Origin of the sequence: Micromonospora sp. FIMYZ51, assembly GCF_038246755.1 — a bacterium.
GTDB lineage: Bacteria > Actinomycetota > Actinomycetes > Mycobacteriales > Micromonosporaceae > Micromonospora.
The window spans coordinates 5,611,654-5,628,654 of record NZ_CP134706.1; the positions used below are offsets into that span (position 1 = coordinate 5,611,654).

General features: G+C 71.6%; 18 protein-coding genes and 1 pseudogene. 9 read left to right on the forward strand and 10 right to left on the reverse strand.

Annotation, left to right across the window (positions count from 1 at the left end):
• The first annotated feature begins 220 nt into the window (after window positions 1-220).
• Window positions 221-886 carry a C39 family peptidase gene (locus QQG74_RS24990; protein WP_341717156.1) on the forward strand — a complete coding sequence of 222 codons (666 nt, stop codon included), beginning with the start codon at window positions 221-223 and terminating at the stop codon, window positions 884-886.
• Between the two features lie 161 nt (window positions 887-1,047).
• Here QQG74_RS24990 and dusB read toward each other — a convergent pair whose 3' ends face one another.
• Window positions 1,048-2,196 (reverse strand): tRNA dihydrouridine synthase DusB, encoded by a 1,149-nt coding sequence (gene dusB, locus QQG74_RS24995; RefSeq protein ID WP_341721364.1) that lies wholly within the window; start codon window positions 2,194-2,196, stop codon window positions 1,048-1,050.
• 212 nt (window positions 2,197-2,408) lie between these two features.
• On the opposite strand from dusB, the gene QQG74_RS25000 reads away from it, so the two are divergent.
• Complete coding sequence (locus QQG74_RS25000) at window positions 2,409-3,377, forward strand: type IV toxin-antitoxin system AbiEi family antitoxin domain-containing protein (RefSeq protein ID WP_341717157.1); 969 nt, start codon at window positions 2,409-2,411, stop codon at window positions 3,375-3,377.
• Between the two features lie 190 nt (window positions 3,378-3,567).
• Here the strand turns inward: QQG74_RS25000 and QQG74_RS25005 are convergent, their stop codons facing one another.
• From QQG74_RS25005 to QQG74_RS25015, 3 genes are all read right to left on the reverse strand, one after another.
• Window positions 3,568-4,947 carry a glycine--tRNA ligase gene (locus QQG74_RS25005; RefSeq protein ID WP_341717158.1) on the reverse strand — a complete coding sequence of 460 codons (1,380 nt, stop codon included), beginning with the start codon at window positions 4,945-4,947 and terminating at the stop codon, window positions 3,568-3,570.
• Between the two features lie 114 nt (window positions 4,948-5,061).
• Window positions 5,062-5,535, reverse strand: coding sequence for a hypothetical protein (locus QQG74_RS25010; protein ID WP_341721365.1), 474 nt, complete (start codon window positions 5,533-5,535; stop codon window positions 5,062-5,064).
• A gap of 109 nt (window positions 5,536-5,644) precedes the next feature.
• Window positions 5,645-5,986 (reverse strand): antibiotic biosynthesis monooxygenase, encoded by a 342-nt coding sequence (locus tag QQG74_RS25015; RefSeq protein ID WP_341717159.1) that lies wholly within the window; start codon window positions 5,984-5,986, stop codon window positions 5,645-5,647.
• Between the two features lie 29 nt (window positions 5,987-6,015).
• Between QQG74_RS25015 and QQG74_RS25020 the strand changes: the two genes are divergently transcribed.
• The 7 genes and pseudogenes from QQG74_RS25020 (at window position 6,016) to QQG74_RS25050 (ending at window position 10,546) form a co-directional block, all read left to right on the forward strand.
• Window positions 6,016-6,273 (forward strand): hypothetical protein, encoded by a 258-nt coding sequence (locus tag QQG74_RS25020; protein ID WP_341717160.1) that lies wholly within the window; start codon window positions 6,016-6,018, stop codon window positions 6,271-6,273.
• An 89-nt stretch (window positions 6,274-6,362) separates the two neighbouring features.
• Window positions 6,363-7,367, forward strand: coding sequence for a metal ABC transporter substrate-binding protein (locus QQG74_RS25025; protein ID WP_341717161.1), 1,005 nt, complete (start codon window positions 6,363-6,365; stop codon window positions 7,365-7,367).
• The gene (locus QQG74_RS25030; RefSeq protein ID WP_341717162.1) at window positions 7,364-8,128 is read left to right on the forward strand and encodes an ABC transporter ATP-binding protein; all 765 of its coding nucleotides are present in this window, start codon (window positions 7,364-7,366) and stop codon (window positions 8,126-8,128) included. Before QQG74_RS25025 ends, QQG74_RS25030 begins: the two co-directional genes overlap by 4 nt.
• Entirely contained in the window at window positions 8,125-8,994 is an 870-nt protein-coding gene (locus QQG74_RS25035) for a metal ABC transporter permease (RefSeq protein ID WP_341717163.1), read from the forward strand. Before QQG74_RS25030 ends, QQG74_RS25035 begins: the two co-directional genes overlap by 4 nt.
• Before the next feature lie 37 nt (window positions 8,995-9,031).
• Entirely contained in the window at window positions 9,032-9,331 is a 300-nt protein-coding gene (locus QQG74_RS25040) for a metalloregulator ArsR/SmtB family transcription factor (protein WP_341717164.1), read from the forward strand.
• A pseudogene (locus QQG74_RS25045) lies at window positions 9,328-9,702 on the forward strand (transcriptional repressor); the annotation flags it as partial. The gene QQG74_RS25040 and the pseudogene QQG74_RS25045, both read left to right, overlap by 4 nt.
• 229 nt (window positions 9,703-9,931) lie before the next feature.
• The gene (locus tag QQG74_RS25050) at window positions 9,932-10,546 is read left to right on the forward strand and encodes a hypothetical protein (RefSeq protein WP_341717165.1); all 615 of its coding nucleotides are present in this window, start codon (window positions 9,932-9,934) and stop codon (window positions 10,544-10,546) included.
• A 72-nt stretch (window positions 10,547-10,618) separates the two neighbouring features.
• On the opposite strand, the gene QQG74_RS25055 is transcribed toward QQG74_RS25050, so the two are convergent.
• The 6 genes from QQG74_RS25055 to QQG74_RS25080 all read right to left on the reverse strand — a co-directional run bounded on the left by QQG74_RS25055 (window position 10,619) and on the right by QQG74_RS25080 (window position 16,729).
• Window positions 10,619-12,523, reverse strand: a complete 1,905-nt coding sequence (locus QQG74_RS25055; RefSeq protein WP_341717166.1) for an acyl-CoA dehydrogenase family protein — start codon at window positions 12,521-12,523, stop codon at window positions 10,619-10,621.
• A gap of 185 nt (window positions 12,524-12,708) precedes the next feature.
• On the reverse strand, window positions 12,709-13,209 hold the full coding sequence (locus QQG74_RS25060; protein ID WP_341717167.1) for a DUF6328 family protein: 501 nt from the start codon (window positions 13,207-13,209) through the stop codon (window positions 12,709-12,711).
• A 123-nt stretch (window positions 13,210-13,332) separates the two neighbouring features.
• Window positions 13,333-14,082 carry an SIS domain-containing protein gene (locus tag QQG74_RS25065; protein ID WP_341717168.1) on the reverse strand — a complete coding sequence of 250 codons (750 nt, stop codon included), beginning with the start codon at window positions 14,080-14,082 and terminating at the stop codon, window positions 13,333-13,335.
• 33 nt (window positions 14,083-14,115) lie between these two features.
• Window positions 14,116-14,946 (reverse strand): alpha/beta fold hydrolase, encoded by an 831-nt coding sequence (locus tag QQG74_RS25070; protein ID WP_341717169.1) that lies wholly within the window; start codon window positions 14,944-14,946, stop codon window positions 14,116-14,118.
• 71 nt (window positions 14,947-15,017) lie between these two features.
• The gene (locus QQG74_RS25075; protein ID WP_341717170.1) at window positions 15,018-15,791 is read right to left on the reverse strand and encodes a TIGR03943 family protein; all 774 of its coding nucleotides are present in this window, start codon (window positions 15,789-15,791) and stop codon (window positions 15,018-15,020) included.
• Window positions 15,788-16,729, reverse strand: a complete 942-nt coding sequence (locus tag QQG74_RS25080) for a permease (RefSeq protein ID WP_341721366.1) — start codon at window positions 16,727-16,729, stop codon at window positions 15,788-15,790. The genes QQG74_RS25075 and QQG74_RS25080 overlap by 4 nt, the downstream gene beginning before the upstream one ends.
• Window positions 16,730-17,001 lie beyond the last annotated feature (272 nt).

The following is a 17,001-nucleotide window of genomic DNA, read 5'->3' on the forward strand; positions in this document are numbered from 1 at the left end:
CGCCAGTCGAGCGCCCCGGCGGCACCGGCACCACCGGCTGCGCGGCCGGAACGCTGTCGCAGGTTGGAATGCACCAGCCGTCGGCCTGGTTGTTCACCCGAGACGCCCGCGTCGCAGGTCGGCCGGGCACCGTCAGTCGAAGAACGAACCCCTTTCCCATCGGGGTCCGGCCAGCTTGCGCACGCCGGGCCCGTCCCCCGAGCGAAAGGCTTCGATCATCATGCGTACCGACATCTTTCGCAAGGCTGCCCTGACCGCTGCCGGCCTCGCCTTCACCGGCGGCGCCATCGCCGGCCCCGTCACCGCCGCCTACGCGGCCGACGACCGGCCCACGGCGCAGACGCAGGCCCGGCACGCCGACCGCAAGCCCGGCGGCGAGCGCCAGCTCAACGTGCGGTACGAGGCCCAGCCGAACTTCTACTACTGCGGCCCCGCCGCGGCCCGTAACGCGCTGAGCGTGCAGGGCAAGAACATCGACGTGCACGCCATGGCCAAGGAGATGGGCACCACCGAGGCCGGCACCGACTCGATCAACGACATCACCCCGGTGCTGAACAAGGAGACCGGCAAGGACATCTACAAGTCGGTGGAGATCCGCGACACCAAGGCCGACCGCAAGCAGACCGACAAGCTGCGCGAGGACATCGTCCGCACCATCGACGACGGCCACGCCGTGGTCGCCAACATCGCCGGCACCGCCACCGACACCGACGGCCGCACCCACTCCTTCGAGGGCGGGCACTACATCAGCGTCGTCGGTTACCGGGACGGCGGCGAGACCGTCACGATCGCCGACTCCGCCGACCCGAACACCGCCTCCTACCAGATGAGCGTGGACGCGCTCGCCGACTGGATCGCCACCCGCGGTTACAGCGCCACCAGCTGACCGAGCAGGCGCGAAGGGCCGACCCCGACGGGGTCGGCCCTTCGTCGTCACCACGATCGTCGCGAACCGGGATCCCTGGACGAGCCGGCCACTGCCGGGGCGGCCCGTCGGGATCTCGCCGGGCTGGCTCCTGCGAACCGCTGCGCCACCGGCACGGCGGATCAGCCGCCCGAGTCGGCCAACTCGGCACCCACCGGAACCGTGTCGTCGTCGCGGCTGGCCAGCCAGCCGTCGGGCAGGAAGACCTTGCCCGGGGAGTTGGTCCGCCCGCGCGGCTGACCCAGCGTCTCCACCGGGAAGGGCACGGTCGGATCCAGCTTGCCGAGCAGGTCGTCCAGCTGGGCCAGGCTGTCGATCATCGCCAGCGCGCGGCGCAGTTCGCTGCCGACCGGGAAACCCTTGAGGTACCAGGCGACGTGCTTACGGAAATCGGTGCAGCCGTCCCGCTCCCCCCGGGCCGCGTTGCGGGCTCCCGCGGTGAACTGCTCGACCAGCAGCTCGGCGTGCCGCCGCATGGTCACCGCCACCTCGCCGAGGCTGGGCAGCCGCCGCTGGGCGGCACCGTCGAACGCGGCGGCCAGGTCGGCGAAGAGCCACGGCCGGCCCAGACAGCCGCGCCCGATCACCACCCCGTCGACGCCGGTGTGCGCCACCATCCGCAGCGCGTCGTCGGCCTCCCAGATGTCACCGTTGCCCAGCACCGGCACGTCGAGCGCCTGCTTGAGGGTGGCGATGGCGTCCCAGTCCGCAGTGCCCGAGTACCGCTGCGCGGCCGTACGCCCATGCAGGGCCACCGCCGCGACCCCGGCCTCCTGCGCGGCCAGCCCCGCCTCGACGTACGTCAGATGGTCGTCGTCGATGCCCTTGCGCATCTTCACCGTGACCGGCACCCCGGCGGGTACCGCCGCGTCCACCGCAGCCCGCACCAGCCGGGCGAAGAGCCGACGCCGCCACGGCAACGCGGCACCGCCGCCGCGCCGGGTGACCTTCGGCACCGGGCAGCCGAAGTTCAGGTCCACATGGTCTGCGAGATCCTTTTCCACCACGATCCGCACCGCGGCGGCGGTGGTCTCCGGATCGGTGCCGTAGAGCTGGAGGCTGCGCGGCGATTCGTCCGTTCCGAACGCGATCATCCGCAGCGTCTTCGGATTACGCTCGACCAGGGCGACCGTGGTGATCATCTCGCAGACGTAGATGCCACCGCCCTGCTCCCGACAGAGCTGACGGAACCCGACATTTGTGATGCCCGCCATCGGCGCCAGCACCACCGGCGGCCACACCTGATGCCGCCCCAGCGTCAGCGGGCGCAGATCAGCAGCAGCAGCAACACTCGTCGTCGGCACCGCCCAAGTGTAAGGAAGGGCTCCCTTTTAACGCCTCGTGCATAGGAAGGGCCCCTTCTTAACGCGACGCATAACACACCCAGCCGAAGATCAGGCGTTTGTCCACAGCCCGCCTGGTCATCCACAGGTTCGCAGGGCGGGCGAGACACCGACGGGCCGCCGCCCCGATGCTGCGCTCCATGCGTACCCCTCCACCCGAGTTCGCCGACCTGGCCGAGCGGCAACAGCAGATCGTCAGCCGAGTGCAACTGCTCGCGGCTGGCTTCGACGACATGTACCTGTACCGACAGGCCCGGCGCGGCCTGTGGCAGCGCGTCCTACCCGCGACGTACGCCCTGGTCACCGGCGCCCTGACCGACGAGCAACGGCGGATCTCCGCGGCCCTCTACGCCGGCGGCGAGGCGCAGCTCACCGGGCTGGCCGCCCTCAACTGGTACGGCTTCCGGCAGTGTCCCAGCACCCAGGCCGTACACCTGGTCGTGCCGCATCACGCGCGCCGCAAGTCCGCCGGGCACGCGGTGATCTCGCGGGCCCTGGCCCTGGACGAGCGGGCCCGCAGCACGCCGCTCTACCCGGTCTGTTCGCCGGCCCGCGCGGTGGTCGACGCGGCGCGGGACCTGCGCCAGCTACGCCCGGTGCGGGCGGTCGTCGCCGAGGCCATCCAGCGGGGGTACGCCGACCTCGCGTCGCTGGACGAGGAGATCCGCCGGGCACGGCGCAGCCGGACGGCGCTGGTCAGGAAGGCGTTCTCCGAAGTGATGCAGGGTACGCGCTCGGCGCCCGAGGCCGAGTTGCGGGAGTGCCTGGCGGAGAGCCCGGCGCTGGCGGAGATCCACTGGAATCCGCGGCTACTCGACCCGGGCGGCCGGTCCCTGCCGACGCCCGACGGCTACCTCCCGGACGCGGCCGTGGCGTTGGAGGTCGACTCGCAGGAATACCATCTCCGCCCGGCCGACTGGGCGCGCACCCTCGACCGGCACAACGAACTCAGTCGGCACGGCATCCTGGTCCTGCACTTCACGCCCGCGCAGATCCGCCGCGAGCCGCGCCGGGTGCGGCGCATGGTGACCGACGCGTACGAGTCCCGGCGGGGTCTTGGTGCCACTACCGGAGTACGGGTCGACCCGCGGCCAGACCCTGCCCGCTGAGCCGACTCGGCCTTCCGAACCGGCACCACAGACCGGCACCACAGCCCGAACCGGCACCACAGACCGGCACCACAGGCCGAACCGGCACCTGAACAGCTGAGCCGGCGCCCCGAGCGTCACCGGCGCCCCGAATGTTAAGAAGGGGCCCCTGCTATACGCCAGGCGTTAAAAAGGGGCCCTTCCTTACCCCTCAGCAGCCGGGGAGGTGGTCGATGAGGTATCGCTCGACCTGGTCCAGGGTGATCCGCTCCTGGGCCATGGTGTCCCGGTTGCGGATGGTCACCGCGTTGTCGTCAAGGGTTTCGAAGTCGACGGTGACGCAGAACGGGGTGCCGATCTCGTCCTGCCGGCGGTAGCGGCGACCGATCGCCTGCGAGTCGTCGAACTCGACCACCCAGCGCTTGCGCAGGTCGGCGGCGAGCTGCTTGGCCTTGGGCGAGAGCGCCTCGTTGCGGGACAGCGGCAGCACGGCCACCTTGACGGGCGCCAGTCGCGGGTCGAAGCGCATCACGGTCCGCTTGTCCACGCCGCCCTTGGTGTTCGGCGCCTCGTCCTCGTCGTACGCCTCCAGCAGGAACGCCAGCACCGCGCGGGTCAGGCCGGCGGCCGGCTCGATCACGTACGGCACCCAGCGCTCGCCCTTGGTCTGGTCGAAGTAGGACAGGTCGACGCCGGAGTGCTTGCTGTGCGTGGAGAGGTCGAAGTCGGTGCGGTTGGCGACGCCCTCCAGCTCGGCGAACTCGGTGCCGCCGAACTGGAAGCGGTACTCGATGTCGACCGTCCGCTTGGAGTAGTGGGAGAGCTTCTCCTTCGGGTGCTCGTAGAAGCGCAGGTTGCTCTCGGACAGGCCGAGGTCGATGTACCAGTTCCAGCGCTCGGAGAGCCAGTACTCGTGCCACTGCTCGTCGGTGCCCGGCTCGACGAAGAACTCCATCTCCATCTGCTCGAACTCGCGGGTACGGAAGATGAAGTTGCCCGGGGTGATCTCGTTGCGGAACGACTTGCCGGTCTGCGCGATGCCGAACGGCGGCTTCTTCCGGGCCACCGTCTCGACGTTCTTGTAGTTGACGAAGATGCCCTGGGCGGTCTCCGGGCGCAGGTAGTGCAGCCCCTCGTCGCTCTCCACCGGGCCGAGGTAGGTCTTCATCAGGCCGTTGAACATCTTCGGCTCGGTGAAGGTGCCCTTGTTGCCGCAGTTGGGGCAGTTCAGCTCGGTAAGCGAGGCCGGCGACTTGCCGTGCTTGGCCTCGTACGCCTCCTCCAGGTGGTCGGCGCGGAACCGCTTGTGGCAGGACTGGCACTCGGTCAGCGGGTCGACGAAGGCGTCCAGGTGGCCGGAGGCGGCCCACACGTCGCGGGCCAGGATCACCGCGGAGTCCAGGCCGACCACGTCGTCGCGCTGCTGGACCATGGTCTTCCACCACTGCCGGCGGACGTTCTCCTTGAGTTCCACGCCGAGCGGACCGTAGTCCCACGCCGACCGGGTGCCTCCGTAGATCTCGCTGGAGGGAAAGACGAAGCCCCGGCGCTTGGCGAGGCTGACGATGGCGTCGATTCGGTCGGCTGGCATTTTTCCTCCTACGCCGACTGGCGGTCGGCGGGGACCTGGTGGGATGGACGGCACGGTACCGGGACCACGGTACGACCCGCGGGTACCCGAACCCAGCACATTACCTGCGGCCGGTCAGTTGACTCCGCAGACCTCCATGCCGCCGGTCTGCTGGTCCTGCTGGAGCACCACCTGCTGGCGTTCCTGACCGCCACCGGAGTAGGTCACCTCCACCGGCACGGTAAGCGTGACGGTGTCCACCGCGCCGACCTTGTAGGAGGAGATCTGTGGCTCGGCGGCGGCCCGGCGCTCGAACTCCTGCCGGGACTCGCGGCGCTTGGCGTCCTCGCAGAGTTGGTCGTACGCCCGGCCGAACTCGCCGTCGCTCAGCGCCCGGAAGTAGTCGTCCGAGACCGTCCGGCCCTGCTCCTCGATCGCCTGCACCCCGCTGACCAGCAGACCGACCACTGCCGTGCCACCACCTCCGCAGCAGATCAGCACGGCCAGTGCGCCGGCGCCGAGGCCGAGCCAGAGGCGGGACCGTCCGCCCTCGGTCGGCGGCGCGGCGAATGGCGGGGCCACCCCGGGCCCGGGTGGCGGGGTCGGCACACCCGTCTCGGGGGCGCCGGGGGGCGGCGGGCCGGAACCGTCGGCGGGGTGGGGCGGTGGGGCTGCCGGTCCGGGAGCGGTCATGGAAGCCAGCGTAGTGCCCGACAACTCACCGGTAAGGACCCACAGCCCGATCGCTGGCGACCACCACCACGTCTCCGTCCGGCGCGGCGGTGGCCAACGCCTCGTACGCGGACGGCTCGTCGAGGCTCTCGGCGAGCAGCGGCACCGCGGTGACCTTGACATCGAAGCCACCGAGGGCCCGACGGTAGGTGCCGACCGACTCCCACTCGGTGACCAGGCACCAGTGTCGGGGGTCGTCCAGCGCCCGGACCAACTGACCGCGCAGGTAGCCGGGTCGGGCGGCGAGCGCCGCGAGCGCCGCGTGGGCCCGGCCGGTGAACGCCTCGGCGTCCGCTTCGTCGACCACGAACCGGTTGGTCACCAGCACCGGGTCCTCCTCCTCGTAGAGTCTGTGGGATGCAGCGTACGCAGAGCCGCATCGCCGGCCGGTTGGCCCGGGCCAACCCCACGACCGTGTTCCTGGTCACCCTGCTCCTGGTGCTTGTCGCGTTCTTCACGCCTGGCGTTCTCGGCGGGCTGCTGACCCTGCTGCTCGCTGGCGCGATGGCCGCCCTGCTGGTCACGACCTGGCGGGTGCAGACGCCCGCGACCCGGGCGATCCGGCTGCTGCTGCTGACCCTGCTGATCACCGCTGGCCTGATGAAGCTGCTCTGACCGGAGGTCCCGGCGGAGGGCTCGACCGGCGCTGACATGCAATCATGCGTTTTTGACAATCATTGTCGTTGTCACGGAGAGTCGGTCTCATGAGCTTCCGCCCGACCCCGCGCGCCCTGGCCGTCAGCACGGCCGCCCTGCTCGCCCTGGCCGGCGTCACCGCCTGTTCCGCCGACGACGGTCCGGCCGGCGCCGACCCGCAGCGGGTCGACGTGGTGGCCGGCTTCTACCCGTTGCAGTTCCTGGCCGAGCGGATCGGCGGAGACGCCGTGGCCGTGACAAACCTGGCCCGGCCCGGTGCCGAGCCGCACGACCTGGAACTCAACCCGGGCCAGGTCGGGCAGATCAGCGAGGCGGAGTTGGTCGTCGTTCTGCGCGGCTTCCAGCCCGCCGTGGACGAGGCGGTGGCGCAGAACGCCGGTGACCGGGTCTTCGACGTGGCGGAGATCGAGCCGCTGCTGCCGGCCACGGCCGGCGGCCACGACCACGAGCACGGTGACGACCATGCCGACGAGCAGGACCACGCCGACGACCATGCCGACGAGCAGGACCACGCCGAGGAAGGGACGGCGGACGCCCGGGACCCGCACGTCTGGCTCGACCCGACCCGGCTGGCCACCATCGGCGACCGGCTGGCCGAGCGGCTCGGCGCCGTCGACCCGGACCGGGCCGGCGAGTACACCCAGCGGGCCGGCGCGCTGCGTACCGAGTTGGAGACGCTGGACACCGAGTTCACCGAAGGGCTGGCGACCTGCCAGCGCCGGGAGATCGTGGTCAGCCACGCCGCCTTCGGCTACCTGGCCCAGAAGTACCAGTTGGCGCAGATCGGCATCACCGGGCTCTCGCCGGAGGACGAGCCGTCGCCGCAGCGGCTGGCCGAGGTGATCCGGGAGGCGCGGGAGCACAACGCCACCACGATCTTCTTCGAGACGCTGGTCAGCCCCAAGGTCGCCGAGACCATCGCCCGGGAGGTGGGCGCGCAGACGGCGGTGCTGGATCCGATCGAGGGCCTGTCCGCGGAGAACGGCGGGGACTACCTTTCGGTGATGCGCACCAACCTACAGACCCTACGAACGGCGTTGAGCTGCTCGTGACCTCTGACGTCATCTCCGTCACGCACGGGGTGGTCGGCTACGACGGCCGCCCCGTGCTTCGTGACGTCTCGCTGACCGTGACCGGCGGTGAGGTGGTCGCGATCCTCGGTGCCAACGGCTCCGGCAAGTCCACCCTGGTCCGCGCCGTGCTCGGGCTGGTCCCGCTCAGCGCCGGCTCGGTGCACCTCTTCGGCCACCCGGTGCGCCGGTTCCGGCAGTGGCACCGCGTCGGGTACGTCCCGCAGCGCCTCGGGGCGGGCAGCGGCGTACCGGCCACGGTGGCCGAGGTGGTCGCCTCCGGCCGGCTCGCCCGGCGGGGCATCCTGCGCCCACCGGGACGCGCCGACCGGGCGGCCGTCGCCGAGGCACTGCACGCCGTCGGCCTGGCCGACCGGGCGAAGGACCCGGTGGCGACCCTCTCCGGCGGGCAGCAGCAACGCACCCTGATCGCCCGCGCCCTGGCCGGCCAGCCCGAGTTGCTGGTCCTCGACGAGCCGACGGCCGGGGTGGACGTGGTCAGCCAGGAGGCGTTCGCCGGGGCGCTGCGCGGCTTCGCCGACGCCGGAGGCACGGTACTGCTCGTCGCCCACGAACTCGGCCCGCTCCGGCCGCTGATCAGCCGCGCGGTCGTCGTACACCAGGGGGTCGTTGCGCACGACGGCGCGGTGCCGGATCCGGCCGGTCACCACGCGGCACCGGACCACGACCACGTGCACCCGCACGGTCCCGAGGAGCCCGCCGGGCTGTGGAGCACACCGTGAGTCTCTTCCAGTACGAGTTCATGCTGCGCGCCCTGATCGGCGCGCTGATCATCGGCCTGGCCGCGCCGGCGCTCGGCATCTACCTGGTGCAGCGACGACTGGCGCTGATCGGGGACGGCATCGGGCACGTCGCGCTGACCGGTGTCGGTGCCGGCCTGCTCTTCCAGACCTCGCCCGTGATCATGGCGGTGATCGCGGCCACCATCGGTGCGATCGCCATCGAGCTGATCCGCGAGCGCGGGCGTACCTCCGGTGACCTGGCACTCGCCCTGCTCTTCTACGGCGGCATCGCCGGCGGCGTGGTGCTGGTCGGGCTCTCCGACAGCACCAACGCCAACCTCAACGCGTACCTGTTCGGGGCGCTCACCACGACCTCCCGCGACGACCTGGTGACCATCGCGGTGCTCGGCGTGGCCGTGCTGATCACGATGGTCGCGCTCCGGCCGGCGCTCTTCGCGGTCTGCCACGACGAGGAGTACGCCCGGGTCTCCGGCCTGCCGGTACGCGCGCTCAACCTGCTGCTCGCGGTCACCACCGCGATCACGGTGACGATCGCGATGCGGGCGGTCGGCGTCCTGCTGATCAGCGCGTTGATGGTGGTCCCGGTGGCCACCGCTCAGCAGGTGACCCGCGGCTTCCGCGCCACCATGGCGGCGGCGATGGCACTTGGCCTCTTCGCGGCCGGCGCCGGGATCTGGCTGGCGGCGGTCGCCGACACCGCACCCGGTGCCTCGGTGGTGGTGCTCGCGATCGCCTCGTTCATCGTGGTCACCCTGGTCGCGGCCGGCTGGCGCCGGATCCGCCGGACCCGGCCGGAGCCGGCACCCGCGCCCGAACCGCCCGAGGTGGTGCTGCACAGCTCCTGATCACGTGACCGACTCTGGTATTGGTTACCGTTGCAGGGTGACCAACGGATCCGGCTACGACGCGTACGAGGGCGCCAGCGAGCTCCTGCGCGCCCTCTCGGCGCCGATCCGGCTGGCCATCGTCAGCGAACTGGCCAGCGGTGAGCGCTGCGTACACGAGTTGGTGGACACGCTCGGCGTCGCGCAGCCGCTGGTCTCGCAGCATCTGCGGGTGCTACGCGGCGCCGGGGTGGTGCGCGGGTCCCGGCGCGGCCGGGAGATCGCGTACGCCCTGGTCGACGAACACGTCGCGCACATCGTGGCGGATGCGGTAAGCCATGCCGGGGAGGGATCATGAGTACGGCCACCCGCAACACCCGTCAACGCTCGGCGGTGAGTGCGCTGCTCGCCGAGGTGGAAGGCTTCCACAGCGCCCAGGATCTGCACGCGATGCTGCGCGACCGGGGTGAGCGGGTGGGGCTGACCACGGTCTACCGGACGTTGCAGGGACTGGCCGACGCGGGCGAGATCGATGTGATGCGCCCACCGGGCGGCGAGCACCTCTACCGCAGGTGCAGCGAGGGGCACCACCACCATCTGGTCTGCCGCGTCTGCGGCCGGACGGTCGAGGTCGCCGGCCCCACCGTGGAGACCTGGGCCGACCGGGTGGCCGCCCAGCACGGCTACACAAACGTCAGCCACACCCTCGAAATCTTCGGCACCTGCCCCACCTGCCCCACCCTCCCTAACCCACCCCCACCCCCACCCCTCCCCCTCCCCTCACCCCCACCCCACTCCCCGCGATCTTGCACTTTGTGTCGCCGCAAAGGCCGCGAAAGCGGGCATTCCAGCGACCGAGAGTGCAAGATCGGCGAGGCCGGGGTGGGTGAGGTCGCGAGGCCGGGGGTGGGGTGGTCGGGTGGGCGGGGGTGGGGTGGGGTGTGGCACGCTGTGCGGCGTGAAGATCTACGCTGATCGTTTTCCGACCGCACTACGACAGCTACTCACCGATCTACTCGTCGTCGCCTGGGTCTACGCGACGATCCGGGGTGCGCTGTGGCTGCACGACCTGGTGCAGAAGCTGGCCGTACCCGGGCAGAAGCTGGAGGGGGCCGGCGGTGGGCTGGCCGACAATCTCGCCGAGGCCGGTGGCAAGGTCGGTCGGGTGCCACTTGTGGGCGACGAGCTGACCGGCCCCTTCGAGCGGGCCGCCGGTGCCGCCCGCTCACTCGCCGACGCCGGGCGTGATCAGCAGGAACTCGTCGATCAACTGGCCCTGGCGCTGGCCGTCGGGCTGCTGATCGTGCCGCTCGGGCTGGTGCTCTTCGGTTGGCTGCCGCTGCGGGTGCGCTGGATGCGCCGGGCCGGCTCGGCGGCGGCGCTGGCCGCCGCGCCCGCCGGCAAGGATCTGCTCGCCCTGCGTGCCCTGGCGGGTCAACCGCTGCGCCGGCTCACCCGCATCTCCCCTGACGTGGCCGAGGCGTGGCGTCAGGGCGACGAGCAGACGATAGACGCCCTCGCCGCCCTGGAACTCCGCCACCTCGGCCTCCGCAACCCCGAACGACCGCGTTGATCAAGAAGTTTGCGTCAGCATCGACGCGAATCGTGCCGCAAAGTTCTTGATCAACAAGGGCGATGGCTGGGGTCAGCCGGGTGGGGGGAGATGACGGCGGGCATCCTTCGTGACTTTCGAGGGACCGTGGCTGACCGGGGCCACCCAGGGCAGGTCGCCGGGTGGCGGGATGATGCCGTCCTCAAGCGCGCCGTAGCGGCCGGCGAGGATCCGCTTCGCCGCCGTCACGTCGAGCGAATCGGTGTTCTGCCAGAGGGCGGTGAAGAGCGCGTCGACCCGGACCCGGGCCTGGCGGCAGAACAGATCCGCCAGTTCGAGGTTCTCCGGCCGCTGCTGCCGCTGCGCCCAGGCCCGGACGCAGACCGCGCTCATCGCGAACAACTCGGCGCCGATGTCCACCACCCGGCCGAGGAACGCCTGCTTGCGCTCCAGCTTGCCCTGCCAGCGGGACATCGCGTAGAAGGTCGACCGGGCCAGCTTCCGGGCGGCGCGCTCGACGTACCGCAGGTGCCCGGCGAGCGGGCCGAAATCCGCGTACGCGCCGGGTTGCTGGCCCTTGCCGACCGCGAGGGTCGGCAGCCAGCGGGCGTAGAACGCGCCCGCCCGGGCACCCGCCTTCGCCTTTCGGCTCAGCCCGGCGTCGGGGTCGATGATGTCCCCGGCGACGGAGAGGTGCGCGTCCACCGCCTCGCGGGCGATCAGCAGGTGCATGATCTCGGTGGAGCCCTCGAAGATCCGGTTGATCCGCAGGTCCCGCAGCATCTGCTCGACCGCGGCCGGGCGCTCGCCCCGGGCGGCCAGCGAATCTGCCGTCTCGTATCCCCGGCCGCCACGGATCTGGATCAGCTCGTCGGCGACCCGCCACGCCATCTCACTGGCGTAGAGCTTCACCAGCGCCGCCTCGATCCGGATGTCGTTGCGGTCGTCGTCGGCGAGCAGGCAACTCAGCTCCAGCATGGTCTCCATGCCGTACGTGGTCGCGGCGATGAAGGCGAGCTTCTGCGCCACCGCATCGTGCTCTCCGACCGGCCGACCCCACTGGACCCGCTCGGCGGACCACTCCCGAGCCACGTTCAGCGCCCACTTGCCGGCGCCCACGCACATCGCCGGCAGCGACAGCCGGCCGGTGTTCAGCGTGCTCAGCGCGATCCGGAGCCCCTGGCCCTCGCCGCCGATGACGTTCTCCCTGGGCACGAAGACATCGTGGAAGCGGGTGAGGCTGTTCTCCAGGCCGCGCAGGCCGAGGAAGCCGTTGCGCCGTTCGACGGTGATGCCCTCGGCGTCGCCGTCGACCACGAACGCGGTGATCCCGCCCTTGCGGCCGGCGGCCTTCGGCACCCGGGCCATCACCACGAGATGGGTGGCCACCGTGCCGTTGGTGGCCCAGAGCTTGACGCCGTTGAGCCGGTAGCCGGTGCCGTCCGGAGTCGGCTCCGCGGTGGTCGCCAGGCGGGCCGGGTCGGAACCGACGTCCGGCTCGGTGAGCAGGAACGCGGAGACCTCACCGGCCGCCAGCCGGGGCAGGAAGCGCTGCTTCTGCTCAGCGGTGCCGAACATCTTCAGCGGCTGCGGTACGCCGATCGACTGGTGCGCGGACAGCAACGCGCCGATCGCCGGGCTCACCGAACCGGCAAGCATCAGCGCCCGGCAGTAGTGCAGGTTGCTCAGCCCGAGCCCGCCGTACTCCCGATCGATCTTCATGCCGAACGCGCCGAGCCGGGCCAGTCCCTGGAACACCTCGTCCGGAATGCGCGCGTCCCGTTCGATCGCCGCGCCGTCGACCTCGGTGGCGACGTAGTCGCGGAGCCGACCGAGAAACTCCGCCGCCCGTTCCTCCTCGGCCGGGTCAGGCCGGGGCCAGGGGTTGATCAGGTCGAGTCGCAACCGGCCGAGGAAGAGTTCCCTGCCGAAGCTGGGCCGGTCCCAGGCGCGCTGCCGGGCCGACTCGGCGACCTGGCGTGCTTCCTTCTCGGACACCTGGTTCGCGCTCTGCGGCGGACCGGAACTGTCGACACTGGACGGACGGTGATGCTCGCTAAGGGCCACGGCAAACCCCCGGGGGTAGTTCGGGCACTCGGACTGTTCCGCCTGCTCAGCAGGCTACCCGGATTTGTTACCCAGAGGTAGACATCGTTATCCGGCCCGCTACCGACGAGCAACCCTCAGCCCTGGTCCAAGCCGCTCGGATCCTCGTCGTCGTCGATGTCCTCGTCGCCCCAGCTGCGTCGGGAGAAGGGCAGGACCAGCCAGAAGGTCAGGAACCAGAGCCCGGTGACCGCGCTGAGCAGGAAGGCGATCGGCCGGTCCAGCACAAAATCGGTGATCAGCAGTACCGAGCTGACCATCGCGACAAGCATGAACGCGAGCCCGCCGCTGGCCATCCGGTGGGCGAAGCGGACCAGTTCCGGCTTGCGCCCCTGCCGGAAGAGTGCGCGGTGGAACGCCACCGGAGAAATGATCATCGCGGTGGCGCCGGCCGCCGCGAGCAACGCCACGATGTAGACGTCACGCTGGAACGGGGTGGTGTCGTCGAAACCGGCGCTGAACGGCAGGGTCAGCAGGAAGGCGAAGAGGATCTGCACGCCGGTCTGGGCGACCCGCAACTCTTGCAGCAGGTCGGCGAAGTTGCGCTGCCACCGCTGCTTCTCGGTTTCCTTCGACACGTATACCTCCCGGGGAAACCACCGCGCCGGACCGACTCGATGTCGGTGGCACAGGCTGATGCCCATCCGCAGGCAAGGTGAAACCGACTCACCGAGTGAGCCGGCGGAAGCCCGGCCCGGTTGTCAGGAGCCGCGGCGGATCCGGCCCGCGTACCGGGCCTCCAGGGCGTCGTTGTGGGCATCGCCGCCGGCGATGTTGGCGGACCGGTAGACCGGCGGACGCTCGCCCGCCGCCACCAGCCGGGCCACCACCTCCACCACGATCTGCTGGGCCAGCAGGGCGGCGGTGATCGAGGAGACCGCGCCGACCGCGCCACCGTCCGGCAACGGCAGGGTCGCATCGCCGTACGGGGCGCCGTTGTCCAACACCACATCGGCGAAGTCGGCGAGTTTGCGGCCGGACGGGTGGCGGGACTCCATCCGGGCCGAGTGCTCCGCCGAGGTGATCGCCACCAGCCCGTGCCCGCGCTGCCGGACCAGCGCCGCGAACTCCACAATCGCCCCGTTCACCCCGGAGTTGGAGGCGAGCACGAACACGTCGGCCGGCCCGATCGGGGCGAGATCGTAGAGGCGGTGGGCGACCGAGGGGTCCCGTTCCAGCTTCGGTCCGAGCACGTCGACCGGCGCACCGCCGTGCAGCACCAGGTCGCGCAGGGCGATCCGGTTTGTCGGCACCAGCCCGCCGGCCCGACCGGCGATCTCCATGGCCAGGGCCTCGGAGTGCCCGGTCCCGAAGGCGTGCACCACCCCGTCGGCCCGGATCGCCTCGGCGATCAGATCGGCGGCCCGCGCCACCTGGTCACGCTGGCTCTGCGCCACCCGGTGCATGGTCGCGGTCACCGTGGCCAGGTAGCCGTCGGCAGTCAACGTCATGCTCGCTCCGCTCCTGTCGACCGTCCGGTCCGCTCAGCCGGTTGCCCGGGCCCGGGCCAGGATGACCTCGGCCAACGGCGTCGGCACCTGGTCCGGAATCCAGTGGCTGACCCCGGACAGTTCGACGAACCGGTAATCCCCTCGCACATACCCGGCGCACGCCTCGGCGGCGGTGCGCCCGATCGCCACGTCGCGGTCGCTCCACACGTAGCTGGTCGGCACCGTCACCGGCGCGGTCGCCGCCAACTCCGACCGGGACATCGCCCGGTACCAGTTGAGCGCCGCGGTGAGCGCGCCCGGCTGGCGCATTGGTTCGGCGTACGTCGATATCCGCGCGGCGTCGCCGACACTGCGCAGCAGCCGGCGCAGCCCGCTCGCGTCGCGCGCCAGCAACGTCTTCTCGGCCACCCCCGGCCGCCGGAACAGCAGCATGTACGCCGAGCGCACCTGCTGCCGCCGGTCCTTGCCGAGCGCGTACGCCATGGCGGCCGGGTGCGGCACCGAGACGGCGGTCAGCGTGCGTACCCGGTCGGGGTGGCCGGCGGCCAGCGCCCAGCCGACGACCGCACCCCAGTCGTGCCCCACCACGTGGGCGGCGTCGACACCGAGCGCGTCCAGTACGGCCACCGCGTCGGCGACCAGTTCCGCCAGCCGGTACGCCTCGACGGCCGCCGGCCGGGCGCCGGGCGAGTAGCCGCGCTGGTCCGGTGCGTAGGTGCGCAGCCCAGCGGCGTGCAGCGTGGGCGTCACGTCGGCCCACTCACCGGAATGCTGCGGGAAGCCGTGCAACAGCAGCACCGGTTCGCCCTGCTCGGGGCCGCCGGTGGTGATGTCGAACCGCAGACCTCGGGCGTCGATGTGCATGAACCGCAGCCTACCGAGGCCGGCCCGTCCCGGCCGTACCGAGCCGGGCCGTCCTCGGCGCGGGCGATGGCCTACCCGTACTGGTTCCTCGGGGCGGGCACCTGCCGCCAGGACTCGACCTCCAGGTAGGGGATCTCGGCGTCGTTGACCGGGTCGCGGCCGACCCGGTCGCTGTACCGGCCGATCACCTCCACCCAGCTGTCGTTCGGCAGCCCGGCCGGCACGTCGCCGGTCAGTCCGAGCTTGACCGGCCGCCCGTCGGCGGCGCAGCAGGAGAGCACCATCCGGGCCAGGATCGGCTCGCCCCCGGTGCCGGTGGCGATGAAGCCGGTGAGCTGCACCCGCCGGTCACCGAGCGAGACACCCCGGTCGAAGAGCGCCCGCGCGGCGTAGTCGAGGACGCTTACCTGCGCGGGATCGCCGTCGGGCAGCGGCGGGTAGTCCGACTGCGCTGGTGCGCTAAGCGTGCTGCCGGCCTGGTCCGCCGCGTACGACCCGAGGGCCGGCGGGGCGACCAGCAGCAGGCCGAGCACCGGCAGGATGAGCAGCCAGCCGACCCGTGGCTCGTGGTGGCCGTGCTCGTCCGCGTCGCCGGGTCCGGGCTGGTCGACGCTGGGCGGCGCGGTGGCGTCGCCGGGAGCGACGGGGACCTGGGCGGCAGGACGGGCCGGTCGCAGCTCGTACCAGAGCGTCATGATCGCGGCGACCACCAGCAGCAGGCCGGCGGCGATCAGGAAGGGCCGCAGCCCTTCCTTGACGTAACGCAGGTACAGGTCGGTGACGCTGGCCCGCAGCACCGCGCCGCCGAGCAACAGCAGGACCACCGCCTGCGCCTGCCGGTTCACAGCAGCACCGCCCCGGCGCCGACCGCGACCAGCAGGGCCACCGCGAAGGTGGTCGGCGCGAACCGGAGGGCGAAGCGTCGGCCGAAGACCCCGGCCTGCATCGCGATCAGCTTGAGGTCGACCATCGGCCCCACCACCAGGAAGACCAGTCGGGACGTGAGGGAGAACTGCGACAGCGAGGCCGCGACGAAGGCGTCCGCCTCCGAGCAGAGCGAAAGCAGTACGGCGAGCAGCGCCAGCGCCAGGATCGACAGCCAGGCGTTGTCGGCGAGGGTCTGCAACCACCGCTCCGGCACCAGCACGTTGATGCAGGCGGCGGCCATCGCACCGAGCACCAGGAAGCCACCGGCGTGCGTCACGTCGTGCCGGACGGCGGACCAGAAGGCCCGGCCCCGACGGGTGTCGTCAAGCTCCGGCCGGCGCGGCATCCTGATCCAGTCGGTACGCCCGAGCCGCAACCACAGCCAGCCCATCACCATGGCCACGACCAGGCTGGCGAGGCCACGGGCGAGGACCATCTCGGGATTGTTCGGGAAGGCGACAGCGGTGGCGGTCAGCACGATCGGGTTCACCGCCGGGGCGGCGAGCAGGAAGGCCAGCGCGGCGGCCGGGGTGACGCCCCGACGGATCAGCGAGCCGGCGATCGGCACCGACCCGCACTCGCAACCGGGCAGCACCACCCCGGCCGCGCTGGCCGCCGGTACGGCCAGCGCCGGGTGCCGGGGCAGTGCCCGCGCCCAGAACGACCGGGGTACGAAGACCGCGATCACGGCGGAGAGCAGCACCCCGAAGACCAGGAACGGCACCGCCTGCACCATGATCGAGACGAAGACCGTGGTCCAGGTCTGCAACCGGGGGGTGTCCAGCGCGGCGGCCAGCGGATCCCGGAAGATGACAAGCAGGATCAGCAGCGCCGCCAGCACCTCCACCGAGCCGATCCGGTCGCCGAGCCACCGCCGGGGGCCCGGCTCGCCGGGGCGATCCGGTCGACCCGCCTGATCCACCCCGCCGGTCGGGCGCTCCTCCGGCCCGCCGGCCGGCGCGGCGTGGTCAGTGCCTGTGCTCACCTGTCGTCCCTCGGGGCTGGTGCCGCTACTGCTGTGGCCGGGTCCCTGCGCGCTACTGCCCCGCCAGTGGCGGAGCCCTGGCGCTGCGCCGCCCGCCGGGGCGGGTCTCGGGGCTGCGCCGCCCGCCGGGGGCGGAGCAGTGG

What these genes read in the sequence shown, in the direction of transcription:
- QQG74_RS24990 (WP_341717156.1), top strand. Translation starts at nt 221, where the DNA reads ATGCGTACCGACATCTTTCGCAAGGCTGCCCTGACCGCTGCCGGCCTC.
- QQG74_RS25000 (WP_341717157.1), top strand. Translation starts at nt 2,409, where the DNA reads ATGCGTACCCCTCCACCCGAGTTCGCCGACCTGGCCGAGCGGCAACAG.
- QQG74_RS25005 (WP_341717158.1), bottom strand. Translation starts at nt 4,947, where the DNA reads ATGCCAGCCGACCGAATCGACGCCATCGTCAGCCTCGCCAAGCGCCGG.
- QQG74_RS25020 (WP_341717160.1), top strand. Translation starts at nt 6,016, where the DNA reads ATGCAGCGTACGCAGAGCCGCATCGCCGGCCGGTTGGCCCGGGCCAAC.
- QQG74_RS25025 (WP_341717161.1), top strand. Translation starts at nt 6,363, where the DNA reads ATGAGCTTCCGCCCGACCCCGCGCGCCCTGGCCGTCAGCACGGCCGCC.
- QQG74_RS25065 (WP_341717168.1), bottom strand. Translation starts at nt 14,082, where the DNA reads ATGACGTTGACTGCCGACGGCTACCTGGCCACGGTGACCGCGACCATG.
- QQG74_RS25070 (WP_341717169.1), bottom strand. Translation starts at nt 14,946, where the DNA reads ATGCACATCGACGCCCGAGGTCTGCGGTTCGACATCACCACCGGCGGC.